The sequence below is a fragment of the Campylobacter concisus genome, from assembly GCF_002165815.1.
Classification (GTDB): Bacteria; Campylobacterota; Campylobacteria; order Campylobacterales; family Campylobacteraceae; genus Campylobacter_A; species Campylobacter_A concisus_BH.
This window is the reverse complement of the sequence record NZ_NDYN01000001.1, coordinates 533,461-545,986: the sequence shown is the minus strand read 5'-3', so window position 1 is coordinate 545,986 and position 12,526 is coordinate 533,461. Positions and strand designations below refer to the sequence as shown.

Genomic DNA, 12,526 nt, shown 5'->3' with positions numbered 1-12,526 from the left:
ACCAGATGCTAATTGCAGTATAAATCTATTTCTTAAGCTTTTTTGGGAAAGCAAAATCTATATCCGCGTCTTCTAACAGTTTCTATTGTCGAAATATTTAGCGGTTTGTCCATTTTTTGGCGGATTTGGTTGATAGCAACCTCGATAACGTTTGGAGTTACGAGCTCTGGCTCTTCCCAGATAGCGTCAAGTAGTTGCTCTTTAGATACGATTTGGTCTGAGTGTCTTGCAAGGTGAGTTAGTACCTCAAATGGCTTGCCTTTTAGCTCGATATCGCGGCCAAGATATGTGATCTTCTCTTCGTCAGGGTTGATGATAAGCTCGTCTATCTTGATGATATTTGTGCCGCCAAAGCGTAGTCTAGCCTCTAGTCTTGCTACTAAAATGTCAAAATCAAATGGCTTTTTGATGTAGTCATCAGCGCCAGCTCTAAGTGCTTTTATCTCGCTCTCTTTGTCGTCTTTTGCAGAAAGAACTACGACTGAAGTGCGTGGAGATTTATGTTTTATGATGTTTATAAGATCAACGCCGTCACCATCTTGAAGCATCCAGTCAGTCAAAACTAAGTCATAGTTTCTGATGCCGATGTAGTACTCAGCGTCTTTGAAATTTTCAGAGCTATCTGTCTGATAGCCAAACTCTTGCAACCCCTCAGCAATCGTTTTGTTTAGCGTTACTTCGTCTTCTACTATTAAAATACGCATTTCTTTTCCTTAAACTAAAATTTATGGTCGATTGTATCATAAATTAAGAAATATTTCAAGATAGTTTAATAAATTTTTAAAAAACAGTGCTGATTTTTGCACCGACAATTGCATTTGGTAAAATCTCGGTTTTTAAAATCTCCATATCTAAGCTAGTAAGCGAGCTAAATCTCTCTTTTAGCGCTTTGCAGGTTGTTTCTAGTGACTCTTCTACGCTTTGAAATTTCATCTCATTGTAAAATTCTTTTATAAAATCCGCCACCAAAACGTAATCAATCAAGCTAGTTGAGCGAAATTCTAAGCTTACTTTTACCTCTTGCTTTGCAACTCGCTCAAAGTCAAACATCCCTATAACGGTTTGAAATTTATAATCTTTAATGATCGTTGTTATTTCACTTTTCATACGACTTTTTGCTCCTTGCCTGAAAGTAGGCGAACGATATTTGGTATGTGTTTATAAACTACCAAAAATGCAATGATAAGTATCGGCGCGTGAGTGTAAATTTCATCAAGCTCTGGGTGAATGATAAAGCTTGATGCGATGAGAGCTATCAGCGCACATAGCGAGGCTAGAGAGCTTATCTTTAAAAATTTACCGACCAAAAACCAAACGACAAGAGCGATTATGATCTCAACTGGCAAGAAAAATGCGAGCACGCCAGCTCCGGTTGCCACGCCTTTGCCACCTTGAAAGCCTAAAAATATAGAAAAACAATGCCCCGCAACGCTTAAAACTGCCATCGTCCAAAGCACGCTTTGGCTAGCTCCAAGAGATGAGGCTACGATGAGTGGCAAAACGCCCTTAAGCACGTCACAAACTACTGTTAAAATGGCTAATTTTTTGGCGAGTTTTGGGTTAGTTTGTTTTAAAACCCTTAAAACATTTGTCGCGCCTATGCTTTTGCTGCCCTCTTTTTTTATATCAACATGTCCGAAAATTTTTGCTAGTATGAGCCCTGATGGGATGCTGCCAAGCAGGTAGCTAACGGCATAAAGTATTAAATTTTGCATATTTTACCTTTTAAATTTAAAGAGAAATGATATTAAAAAAATACTAATTTTTTTATAAATCATCTCCACAAAAGCACGATTTTTTCGTCGTAGATGTCGCTTTTCTTTGGCGAAATTTGCGTTTCGTTTATCGTGATGTTTTTAACATCATTTGCCTCCTTTAGTGCATCGCACTCTTGTGCAAATTTCTCTTCAAGCTCGCTTATGGCTAAGTTTATATCATTTACGCTTTGCTCGCTAAGCTTGACGTCGCTTCGCTCTTTTAAAACCTTGTTTGCGCTTCTGGCACTTGATGCGATCTTGCCCGCGTTTTGGCGAGATAAGAGCTTGTTTCCAAATATCGCTCCAAATATGCTTGCGCCTATATTTATAGCCGCATCAAGGCCGCTTGTGGTCATCTCTTTTTGCTCTTTATCAAGCTTTGCAAGGGCTTTGTTTAGCTTATCTTGCAAACTTTTTTGCTCTTTTTCAAATTTAGCCGTGAGCTTTGCGGTTTGCTCTTCTAAAATTTCATTGCACTTATCCTGAAGTCTTATAAAAAACTCCTCTTTTGACTCGTTTTCTTTTGAGTAAATTCCCATCGCTTCAAAGGTGTTAAATTTGAAATTTCTATACAAAAACTCTTTAAAATCTTTCTCTAAAGCGTCAAAATTTTTAGCGCTCGTTATGAAATTTGGCACAGCAGCAAAGCTTGCGCCGCTTGGTTCATTTTCGCTTGCATCAACGCGCATTCCTTCGCTAGCCTCGCTCCAGTTTGGTTCTTTGTCATTTTCACTAAGCTCGTAAAGATAGCTCACCTCACAAACGCTGTCTATGCCCTTTTTAGCATCGTAAATTCTCACCTTTGCACTTGCTAGCAAATTTGGCGTAAGGCTTTTTGAGTTGGCATAAAGCTGCGTGATCGCACTTGAGATGATAGGTTTTGCGCTAAATTTCATCTCGCTTTTATCTACACTTTGGCTGCTTAAATTTTCTTTTTTATCTTTCATCAAATTTGAAATTTGCTCACGGCTTAGCGGACCTTTTAGATAGCTAAGTGCCCAGCGCGTGGAGATGACGTTTAAGCCATCCTCGTTTATATTTTTGAGTAAGAAATTTCTCTTGGCTAAATTTGATATGAGTTTTTCAAGTGAGGCTTTGTCTAAGCTTGAGCCTGCGATGCCGCTTAGTCCGTCGATCACGCGGGCTTTATCCTGCGCTGTTTGGAGACGGCCGATGAACCAAGTGCCGATGTTGCTAAGGCCTTTGTAGTCAAGATCGACTGGGTTTTGCGTGCTTAAAACGCAGCCAAGACCAAATGCACGAGCCTGTTTTAAGAGCGTGAGCATAGGCGTTTTTGACGGCGGATTTGCGTTTGGCGGGAAGAAGCCAAAAATTTCATCCATATATAGGATCGCTCTAAGTGAGCTAGTGCCCTCTGTGCCGCGCATCCACGCTATGATCTCGTTTAGTAAAAGGGTGACAAAAAACATCCTTTCAGCGTCATTTAGGTGTGAGATCGTAAAGATGTTGCATTTTGCTTTGCCGTTTTCGCCAAAAAGCATCTTTGAAATTTCTAGTCTAACGCCCTGCGTCCAGCCCTTAAAACTTGGGCTTGCGATGAGTGCGTTTATCTTCATGGCAAGCTTTAGGCGCTCACTGCTTGGATAGAAGGTATCTACGTCAAAAACGCCTATCTTTTTAAACGGCGGATTTGCTATGAAATTTATAAGCTCTTCGATGCTGACGTCTTTTTGCTCCTTAAATTTGCTCTCAAATATAGTGGATATTAGCAGCTGTTCTTTTGAGCTCATGTCCTCAGAACTCATGCCAATAAGCGATAGCACCGATGCTGCGAGTGAGTTTATATAGTTGCTAAAAATTTCTTCGTCACTAATATTTGGGCAAGCAAAGTCGCTAAGTAGCGCCACACCTATGCCAGATGAGCTTTTTGGAGTGTAGATATTAAAGCTAGCACTATCTTTTAAAATTTTTACTCGCTCAAGGTCTTGAAAGCTCGACTCTATGCCGTTTTTCCACTGCTCGGCCTGAGAGGCGGCAAATTCCTCTATGCTTTGACCTTTATTTGCAGCCTCTGCTTCATCGACATAAGGTAAAAAATCCTCCGCTCTCATCTGCGGAAAGGTGAGGGCTAAATTTGTGATGTCGCCCTTTGGATCGATGATGATAGAGGGGATGTTGTCTATGCAGGCCTCTTCTAAAAGCGTGATACCAAGGCCTGTTTTACCGCTGCCAGTCATGCCGATAATGGCTGCATGGGTGGTTAGGTCCTTGTTTTTATAAAAAAATGGCTCTTTATCTTTTAGTCCGATGTAAAAAAGTTTTAAATTTTCTTGTATGGTTTTCACTAATTGCCTTATTCGTATAAATTTATGCGCGAGCGAAGCTCGTCAAGCGTCTCTTTGACGCGCTTTTGCGTGAAGTCTTTTATCGTTTTGTCATCATCAACTAGCTGCATGCAGTATCTGATGTAGCCCTTGTATGCTAGCTCTGTCACTAGCTTTAGCTTTAAGGAGACGTTTTTTACTTCATCTGGTGAGAGCAAGATGTCAAAATTTGCCTCTAACTCTTCGCCGTCTTTAAAATTTGTAGCTTGTGAGCTTAATATGCTCATGCCGCCTTCTGAGATGTCATAAAGGCTGCCAACAAGCTCGCCTTGCTCTCCTTTTAGAGAAATTTTGGTAAAGCGGTTTGGCAAGACGCGCTGGAATTTTCTCTTATTTGCATGCATGGTTGCTGTGCGCGAGAAATTTGAAAGGGTAACGCTTTTATCGGCGATATTGTAGTCGATGATGTCGGCGCGAAGTTGCTTTGAGAAGAAGCTGTTTGGCAGGATAAAGCCCTTGCCATCTTGCTTCATGGCTAAAATTTGCATCATATCTACGCGAAAAACGACGCTATCTTCTTTAACCTCTAAAATTTCGGCTTCGTATTTTATATTTAGTCCGTCGTATAAATTTAAAAACTCAGGGCGGACCTTGGCGTTTTTCATGCGGGTAAATGTGTTGATCGGATCTTCGTAGAAAAATGAGCCAGTATCGATCATCGTTTTTACCGTGGCTTCTTGGTGATCCTGCGTGTTATATAAAATTTCTTTCATCCTTGAGACGGCATTTACAAAATAGCCCACATATACTGCATTGTCGCAGGCATGACTAAAATTTAGTGTCAAATTTAAGAGCAAGAAATTTACTAGCTCATCTTTTGCATTTAGTTTTGGTATTAGGCTGTTTAAGTCGTCGCGAATTTGTGTGGCATTTGGCTTTTGGATGAGTAGCGCGTCAAAGATACTCTCAAGGCAAATTTTCATCTGCTCGTGTGGCACTACAAGGGTTAGTTGTCTGCAAAATTTGATACCCTCATCTATAAATTTAGCTCTTAAACCAAGTATGCAATCCTCGCAATTTTCGACAAGTTCTTGCCTGCCCTTAAACTCCATGGGGTCTCCAAAAAAGGTTATTTATTAAAACATCGCTATCATATATAAAGTTATATTAAAAAAATATTTAAATTTGTGTAGAGAGGAAATTTCTAGGCAAAGCTGCCTAGAAATTTGAATAATTATAGTTTGCTTTCGTTGTGTGAAAGGTAGTCAGCAACACCTTCTGTGCTTGGTTTCATACCAGCGTCACCTTTGTGCCAGCCAGCTGGGCAAACTTCGCCGTGCTCGTTTGTAAATAGCATAGTATCTACCATTCTGATCATCTCGTCAATGTTTCTACCAAGTGGTAGGTCGTTTATAACTGCGTGGCGAACTGTGCCATCTTTGTCAAGTAGGAATGATCCGCGAAGTGCTACGCCAGCGTCTTCTAGAAGTACGTCAAAGCCACGAGCGATTGATTTTGTCATGTCAGCTACGATCGGGAAGCGAACTTTGCCGATACCGCCTTTATTTACTGGAGTCTCTTTCCATGCAAAGTGTGAGAACTGGTTGTCGCAAGAAACCGCGATAACTTCGATACCACGTGACTTGAACTCGTCATATCTTTTATCAAATGCGATTATCTCGCTTGGGCAAACGAATGTAAAGTCCATTGGGTAGAAGAAGACAACAGCGCCCTTTTCGCCGATATTTTTGTAAAGGTTGAAATCATTTACAATTTGATTGTTTCCTAAAACTGCTGCAGCTGTAAAGTCAGGTGCTTTTTTTGTTACTAACATTTTTTCTCCTTAATAATAAATTTTATTGATTGCGAAATTATATCCATAAAAATTTAAATTCTAATTAAATAGATCTGGAAATTTAAAACAGTGTAATTTTAATATACATTTGAAAATGAATGGAAATTTTTAAAATTTATAGAAGGTGTTGTAGAAATTTTATTAAATTTAGAGTTTTGGGTATAAAAGCGGTTAATTACAGATCGCTAAAATTTCTACCGCCAAATTTTAGTATCGCCGAACCCCAAGTAAAGCCACCGCCAAATGCATCAAGAAGCAAAACTGAACCATTTTTGATGCGTCCATCCTCGTAAGCATCATTCATCGCCATTGGGATCGAAGCAGAGCTTGTGTTGCCATATTTTGCAACCGTCAAAACGCACTGCTCGTCGGTGAAATTTAGTCTATTTTTTACGGCGTCTATTATCCTGATATTTGCTTGATGAGGTATGAAAAAGTCGATATCTTCACTTTGCATTTTGTTTGCGTGTAAAATTTCTATCACGCTTTTGCTAAGTGTTTGAACCGCTATCTTAAAGACCTCATTTCCGCTCATGTGGATGAAATTTAGTCTATTTTTTAGCGTCTCATCGCTAGCTGGAAAAGCACTGCCACATCCTGGAGTTATCAAAAGCTCAGCCTGTCTGCCATCGCTTGCAGTGTGGACGTCGATGATCTCGTTTTCTTCGCTAGCACTTATCACAGCAGCACCTGCTCCGTCGCCAAAAAGTATGCAAGTACTTCTGTCAGTGTAATCAACCATCGAGCTTAGTTTTTCAGCTCCTATGATCAAGACATTTTTCTTAGCACCACTTGTAACAAGGGAATTTGCAAGCTCTAAAAGATAGATAAATCCCGTGCAAGCCGCACTTATATCAAAAGCTGTAATGCCAAAATTTAAACCTAAATTTGCAGCTATTTTGCAAGCAGTTGAAGGCATACAAAGATGATCTGGAGATATTGTAGCGCAGATTACCGCATCGATTTGTGATTTTTCAAGCCCTGAGCGTTTTATAGCTAGCTCGGCAGCTTTTGTGCCAAGATCGCTTGTTATCTCGGTTGTTGCGATGTGTCTTTGCTCTATACCAGTTCGCTTCACTATCCACTCATCGCTCGTGTCGACCATTTTTTCAAAATCAAAATTTGTTAAAATTTTTTCTGGGACATATGACGCAATGGAGATCAATGAAGCTTTTGGCATATTTTACCTTGCAAAGTGTGAAAGTTCTTCTTCTATAACTTTATTTATATTTGAGTTAGCAAATTTGATTGCTTGAAAGATTGCATTTTTTATGGCTTTTGAGTTGCTTTTGCCGTGACTTATGATGACGCAGCCATTTACGCCAAGAAGCGGAGCACCGCCATACTCATCGTAGCTGACCTGTTTTTTTAGAGTTTTGAAAACTTTTCTCATAAGCACCGATCCAGCCATAGCAAGGGGTGATTTTTTGACTTGTTTTTTGATGATCTTACCTATGGCATCAGCAACACCTTCGCTCGTTTTTAATAGGATATTTCCCATAAAACCATCACAAACCATTACGTCAATGCTGCCATCAAAAATTTGATTGCCCTCTGCGTTTCCAACAAAGCTATCAAGTCTAGAAACTAGTTTAAAGGCCTCTTTGCTGACTTCATTGCCTTTGCTCTCTTCTTCGCCGTTTGACAAAAGACCCACTTTTGGTTCTTTTCTGCCTAGAATTTCTTTTGCATAGGCTTCGCCCATTATGGCAAATTGAAACAAGTGTTCGCTTCTGCAATCAACATTTGCGCCAACATCCAAAACCAAAGTAGCTGTCTCTTTTGAATTTGGCATAAGTGTAGCGATTGCTGGACGAGATACATTTTTTAATCTACCAACTCTTAACGTAGCTAAACTCATAGTAGCACCGCTGTGACCAGCAGAAACGACAGCATCGACTTCTTTTTCTTTTAAAAGCTCAACAGCTTTGTAGATCGTGCTATCTTTTCTTTTTAGTGCGTCTGTTGCTCCGTCAGCCATAGAGATGACTTCGGTAGCTTCTATAAATTCTATATTTTTTAAATAGGGTTGTGGGATGAGTGGTTTTATGGCATTGCTATCGCCAACTAATACAGCTTTAAATTCCGCCTCTTTCAGTGCTTCGATAACGCCAGATATTATAGGCTCTGCACCAAAATCACCACCCATAGCATCAATAGCAATGCGAATCATATTTTAGTATTCACCTGTTGTTTTGTTTATGCGGTGAGGCATTTTCCAAGAACCATCTTTGTCTTTTACAGGCACTGGAAGTGTAACTTTGTAATGTGTTCTACGTTTTGCTGCACGAGAATGACTCACTCTTCGCTTTGGTACTGCCATTTTACTCTCCTTTATAAATTTTTACATTTTTCACAATAAAAATAATCGCTCTTAAAAGCTTCTAGCTCGCTTTCAAAAACTTCTTTTAAATCAATATTGCCATCAAAAAATTCAACCGTATCGCTAAGCTCATTTTCTCTGTCTTTATAGACACCATCACTTAAATTTAGCTCTACGTCTTGATCGATAGGCAACATAAATTCATCACCACATCGATCACAAATATATTTTATCTCACCCTTTATAGTGCCTTGGCATTTTACCAAAAAAGGGTCTTTTCTTTTTAAAATTCCACTAAAAAACAGATCATTGTTTCTTACTAGCTCAAAGTTTATCTCTTTGTTTGCTATTTTAGAAAACGGAATAATCAAATTTTAGTCCAAAATTAGCAAATTTCTCTTGAAGCAAAGAAGAAATTTATCTCATTTACAGCGTTTTCTAGGCTGTCGCTTCCGTGAACTGCGTTTGCATCAATGCTATCAGCAAAATCAGCTCTAATAGTGCCAGGAGCTGCTTCTTTTGGGTTAGTTGCACCCATTAGCTCGCGGTTTTTAGCAACTGCATTTTCGCCCTCTAAAACCATAACTACAACTGGTCCGCTTACCATAAAATCAACTAGATCGTTGAAGAAAGGTCTGTCTTTATGAACTGCATAAAATGCTTTTGCATCGCATTTGCTAAGTTTGATTTTCTTTGCAGCTGCGATTCTTAAGCCATTGCTTTCAAATCTATCTATAATCTTTCCAACAACATTTTTCTTAACAGCGTCAGGCTTAATAATAGAAAGTGTTCTTTGCATAAATTTTCCTTAAAATTTAGGTTATTTAAATGAAGTTGGCAATTATATCAAATAAAGCTTAAAAATAAAATAGGCTCAAATTTGAGCCTAAATTTTGTAAATTTATTGGATAACTGGAGTGCTGCCAGTGCGAGCGTCAGCACCGATTTGATCACGTGAAGGTTGTCCTGCTACTACGGCATCCCAAACGATGCAACCATCAGTTGGACAGGCAGATGCACAGGCTGGCTCGTCGTTGTAGCCTACGCACTCAACGCATTTGTTTGAATAAACATAGTATGTATCTGCTCCAGTTGGGTTGTCGCTATCATCAACAATAGCTGAAACTGGGCACTCATCGATGCATGAACCACAGCTTATGCATATATCGGTTATTTTTACAGACATTTTTTCTCCTTAAATAAAATTTTGGCGTAGAATATCAAAAAAAACTGAAAATGATATAAATATACTCTTAAATTTTCATAGCACGCTTAATTTCTATAAACTACTTTATAAAGTTTTTATCACTTTTAGACTAAATTTACAGATTAAAATTTTAAAAAGGTCGATAAATTTAATGAATGATACTATAAAAATAACTGGCGCTCGCGAGCACAATCTTAAAAATTTAAACCTTGAAATTCCTAAAAATAAATTAGTAGTTTTTACTGGTCTTAGCGGCAGTGGTAAGAGCACGCTAGCCTTTGATACGCTCTATGCTGAGGGACAGCGCAGGTATATGGAGAGCCTTAGTAGCTACGCTAGGCAGTTTTTAGACCGTGTGGGTAAGCCTGATGTTGATAAGATCGAGGGTTTAACGCCTGCAATCGCGATCGATCAAAAGACAACTTCAAAAAATCCTCGCTCAACGGTTGGCACGATCACTGAAATTTATGATTATCTAAGGCTTTTATACGCAAGGGTTGGCGTGCAGCACTGCCATAAATGCGGCAAACCTATCTCAAAAATGAGTGCGAGCGACATCATAAATGAAATTTCAAAGTTCCCACTTGGCGCAAAAGTGATCATCTATGCGCCGCTAGTTCGTGAGAAAAAGGGCACATGGGCGGATCTGATAGAAAATTTACGCCAAAAAGGCTTTGTTAGAGCACAGATAGATGGCGTGGTGGTGAGGCTTGATGAGGAGATCGAGCTTGCAAAAACGAAAAAACACACGATAAAGGTTATCGTTGATAGGATCGCCATCGACGAGCAAAATCACGAACGCCTTGCAAGCGACGTTGAAAAGGCGCTAAACGAGAGCTTTGGCGAGGTCGAGATAGAGATCGCAAATGCTAACGAGCTGGGCTTAAAGGAGAGTTTTATACATTACAGCGAGCACATGGCTTGTTTTGACTGCAAAATTTCATTTACGCCGCTTGAGCCACTAAGCTTTAGCTTTAACTCGCCAAAGGGCGCTTGCGAGCACTGCGACGGACTTGGTATAAGATATAGCCTAGATATGAGCAAGATCATCGACGAGGAAAAGTCGATAGAAAATGGCGCTATCAAGCTACTTTACGGCTACAATATGAGCTATTACTATAAATTTTTACTTGCCTTTTGTGAGCAAAACGGCATTGACATTAAAAAGCCCTATTACGAGCTTAGTGAAGATGAAAAGAGGCTCGTTTTATATGGCAACGTCAAGGATGTTGAGTTCTTTTGGAAGCGAAACAAGCTACTTAGAAAATTTGATGGTGTGGTCAAAATTTCACACGGGCTTTTGAAGGATTATAAGGACTTTGACGAGTATATGAGTGAGAAAATTTGTGACGCTTGTAACGGACATAGGCTAAAGCCTCAAAGTTTAGCGGTCAAGGTCGCTGGCCTTGGGCTTGGTGAAATTTTAGATATGAGTATAGAAAACTGCACCGCATTTTTCTCAAATGAGAAAAATTTTGCCTATCTTAGCGACTATGACAAGGCGATTGCAAAGCCTATCTTAAAAGAGATCAACGAGAGGCTTTTCTTTTTGTATGACGTGGGACTTGGCTACTTGTCACTCGGGCGCGATGCTAGGACGATCAGCGGCGGCGAGGCACAGCGCATCAGGATCGCAAGTCAGATAGGAAGCGGGCTAAGTGGCGTCATGTACGTGCTTGATGAGCCAAGTATCGGCCTGCACGAGCGTGATACGTTAAAACTCATAAAGACGCTTAGAAATTTGCAAGCCAAAGGCAACTCTGTAATCGTTGTCGAGCATGATAAAAAGACAATAGAGGAGGCTGACTATATCGTAGATATCGGACCTGGAGCTGGTAAATTTGGTGGTAGCGTGGTCTTTGCAGGCACGGCAAAAGAGCTTTTAAACTCAAACACCCAGACTGCACAATACATAAATGGCAAGAAAAAGATCGACTATCAAAAAAATAGAAAAGCTGAGAAGTGGCTTGAAATTTCAAATGTAAATATCAACAACATCTCAAATTTAACCGCTAAATTTCCACTTAGAAACCTTGTTGGCATCACTGGCGTTTCAGGATCTGGCAAGAGCTCGCTAGTGCTTCAGACCTTGCTCCCAGAGGCGCAAGAGCAGCTAAATAGAGCCAAAAAAGTGAAAAAAATAGCTGGGGTAAATTTAAGCGGACTTGAGAATTTAGACAAGGTCATATACCTCGATCAAAGCCCGATCGGCCGCACCCCACGCTCAAATCCAGCGACATACACTGGCGTGATGGATGAGATAAGAAATTTGTTTGCGCAGACTAAAGAGGCCAAGCTTAGAGGCTATAAAATAGGGCGCTTTAGCTTCAACGTCAAAGGTGGGCGCTGCGAGAAGTGTCAAGGCGAGGGTGAGATCACGATCGAGATGCACTTTTTACCTGATATAAACGTGGTTTGTGACGTTTGTAATGGCGCTAGATATAACGCTCAGACCTTGGAAATTTTATATAAAGGCAAAAACATCGCCGAGGTGCTAAATATGAGCATAGATGAGGCGGTTGAGTTTTTTAAGGCTGTGCCAAAGATCGCTTCAAAGCTCACCACGCTACAAGACGTGGGGCTTGGCTATATCACGCTTGGTCAAAACGCAGTCACACTTAGTGGCGGCGAGGCGCAGCGCGTAAAGCTAGCAAAAGAGCTTAGTAGAAGCGACACTGGAAATACGCTTTACATCCTTGATGAGCCAACGACGGGACTTCATTTTGCCGATGTAGATAGGCTAGTAAAGGTGCTAAATCACCTAGTCGATCTTGGAAATTCAGTCTTTGTGATCGAGCATAATATGGACGTTATCAAAAACTGCGACTATATCGTAGATATGGGGCCAGAAGGCGGCGCAAAAGGCGGTAAAGTGATAGCTTGTGGCAGCGTTAAAGATGTAGCTAAAAACTACAAAAAAACTGGCAGCTACACAGGGGAATTTCTAGCGCAAGAGCTTGCTTTGTTAAAAGCGAAATAAAATAAATTTAGTAGTTTGGTGTTTGTCTAAAATGCCAAGCTATATATAAGTATGTAAGATAAGTTAAATTTGTTAAATTCTAAATGGATTTAAAAGAAAAAGGGGCAAATGCCCCTAGG

13 protein-coding genes are annotated in these 12,526 nt (G+C 40.1%); 1 reads left to right on the top strand and 12 read right to left on the bottom strand.

Going from position 1 to position 12,526, the window contains the following annotated elements; all coding sequences use genetic code 11:
* Positions 1 to 32: 32 nt before the first annotated feature.
* From hsrA to B9N65_RS02840, 12 genes are all read right to left on the bottom strand, one after another.
* Positions 33 to 704: a homeostatic response regulator transcription factor HsrA gene (hsrA, locus tag B9N65_RS02895; RefSeq protein WP_002942555.1), complete on the bottom strand. Its 672-nt coding sequence runs from the start codon at positions 702 to 704 to the stop codon at positions 33 to 35.
* 76 nt (positions 705 to 780) lie between these two features.
* Positions 781 to 1,107 (bottom strand): dihydroneopterin aldolase, encoded by a 327-nt coding sequence (locus B9N65_RS02890; RefSeq protein WP_087582716.1) that lies wholly within the window; start codon positions 1,105 to 1,107, stop codon positions 781 to 783.
* Positions 1,104 to 1,715: a glycerol-3-phosphate 1-O-acyltransferase PlsY gene (gene plsY / locus B9N65_RS02885; RefSeq protein WP_087582715.1), complete on the bottom strand. Its 612-nt coding sequence runs from the start codon at positions 1,713 to 1,715 to the stop codon at positions 1,104 to 1,106. The genes B9N65_RS02890 and plsY overlap by 4 nt, the downstream gene beginning before the upstream one ends.
* 59 nt (positions 1,716 to 1,774) lie before the next feature.
* A complete protein-coding gene (locus tag B9N65_RS02880) occupies positions 1,775 to 4,063 on the bottom strand; it encodes an ATP-binding protein (RefSeq protein WP_087582714.1) in 2,289 nt (762 codons plus the stop codon).
* 8 nt (positions 4,064 to 4,071) lie between these two features.
* A complete protein-coding gene (locus B9N65_RS02875) occupies positions 4,072 to 5,154 on the bottom strand; it encodes a PilZ domain-containing protein (protein ID WP_087582713.1) in 1,083 nt (360 codons plus the stop codon).
* Between the two features lie 122 nt (positions 5,155 to 5,276).
* The gene (locus B9N65_RS02870; protein WP_002942572.1) at positions 5,277 to 5,876 is read right to left on the bottom strand and encodes a peroxiredoxin; all 600 of its coding nucleotides are present in this window, start codon (positions 5,874 to 5,876) and stop codon (positions 5,277 to 5,279) included.
* 196 nt (positions 5,877 to 6,072) lie between these two features.
* Positions 6,073 to 7,077 (bottom strand): beta-ketoacyl-ACP synthase III, encoded by a 1,005-nt coding sequence (locus B9N65_RS02865; RefSeq protein WP_087582712.1) that lies wholly within the window; start codon positions 7,075 to 7,077, stop codon positions 6,073 to 6,075.
* A 3-nt stretch (positions 7,078 to 7,080) separates the two neighbouring features.
* A complete protein-coding gene (gene plsX / locus B9N65_RS02860; RefSeq protein ID WP_087582711.1) occupies positions 7,081 to 8,070 on the bottom strand; it encodes a phosphate acyltransferase PlsX in 990 nt (329 codons plus the stop codon).
* A gap of 3 nt (positions 8,071 to 8,073) precedes the next feature.
* A complete protein-coding gene (rpmF, locus tag B9N65_RS02855) occupies positions 8,074 to 8,220 on the bottom strand; it encodes a 50S ribosomal protein L32 (RefSeq protein WP_002942540.1) in 147 nt (48 codons plus the stop codon).
* 11 nt (positions 8,221 to 8,231) lie between these two features.
* On the bottom strand, positions 8,232 to 8,591 hold the full coding sequence (locus B9N65_RS02850; RefSeq protein ID WP_087582710.1) for a hypothetical protein: 360 nt from the start codon (positions 8,589 to 8,591) through the stop codon (positions 8,232 to 8,234).
* Between the two features lie 14 nt (positions 8,592 to 8,605).
* On the bottom strand, positions 8,606 to 9,019 hold the full coding sequence (gene ndk, locus B9N65_RS02845; protein WP_002942517.1) for a nucleoside-diphosphate kinase: 414 nt from the start codon (positions 9,017 to 9,019) through the stop codon (positions 8,606 to 8,608).
* Between the two features lie 102 nt (positions 9,020 to 9,121).
* Entirely contained in the window at positions 9,122 to 9,406 is a 285-nt protein-coding gene (locus B9N65_RS02840; protein WP_002942606.1) for an NADH-quinone oxidoreductase subunit I, read from the bottom strand.
* A 172-nt stretch (positions 9,407 to 9,578) separates the two neighbouring features.
* On the opposite strand from B9N65_RS02840, the gene uvrA reads away from it, so the two are divergent.
* Entirely contained in the window at positions 9,579 to 12,407 is a 2,829-nt protein-coding gene (uvrA, locus tag B9N65_RS02835; RefSeq protein ID WP_087582709.1) for an excinuclease ABC subunit UvrA, read from the top strand.
* Positions 12,408 to 12,526 lie beyond the last annotated feature (119 nt).

Excerpts from the sequence above, each read along its gene's own strand:
- ndk (WP_002942517.1), bottom strand. The coding sequence starts at position 9,019 with ATGCAAAGAACACTTTCTATTATTAAGCCTGACGCTGTTAAGAAAAAT.
- B9N65_RS02890 (WP_087582716.1), bottom strand. The coding sequence starts at position 1,107 with ATGAAAAGTGAAATAACAACGATCATTAAAGATTATAAATTTCAAACC.
- plsY (WP_087582715.1), bottom strand. The coding sequence starts at position 1,715 with ATGCAAAATTTAATACTTTATGCCGTTAGCTACCTGCTTGGCAGCATC.
- B9N65_RS02870 (WP_002942572.1), bottom strand. The coding sequence starts at position 5,876 with ATGTTAGTAACAAAAAAAGCACCTGACTTTACAGCTGCAGCAGTTTTA.
- hsrA (WP_002942555.1), bottom strand. The coding sequence starts at position 704 with ATGCGTATTTTAATAGTAGAAGACGAAGTAACGCTAAACAAAACGATT.
- plsX (WP_087582711.1), bottom strand. The coding sequence starts at position 8,070 with ATGATTCGCATTGCTATTGATGCTATGGGTGGTGATTTTGGTGCAGAG.
- uvrA (WP_087582709.1), top strand. The coding sequence starts at position 9,579 with ATGAATGATACTATAAAAATAACTGGCGCTCGCGAGCACAATCTTAAA.
- B9N65_RS02875 (WP_087582713.1), bottom strand. The coding sequence starts at position 5,154 with ATGGAGTTTAAGGGCAGGCAAGAACTTGTCGAAAATTGCGAGGATTGC.
- B9N65_RS02865 (WP_087582712.1), bottom strand. The coding sequence starts at position 7,077 with ATGCCAAAAGCTTCATTGATCTCCATTGCGTCATATGTCCCAGAAAAA.
- B9N65_RS02840 (WP_002942606.1), bottom strand. The coding sequence starts at position 9,406 with ATGTCTGTAAAAATAACCGATATATGCATAAGCTGTGGTTCATGCATC.
- rpmF (WP_002942540.1), bottom strand. The coding sequence starts at position 8,220 with ATGGCAGTACCAAAGCGAAGAGTGAGTCATTCTCGTGCAGCAAAACGT.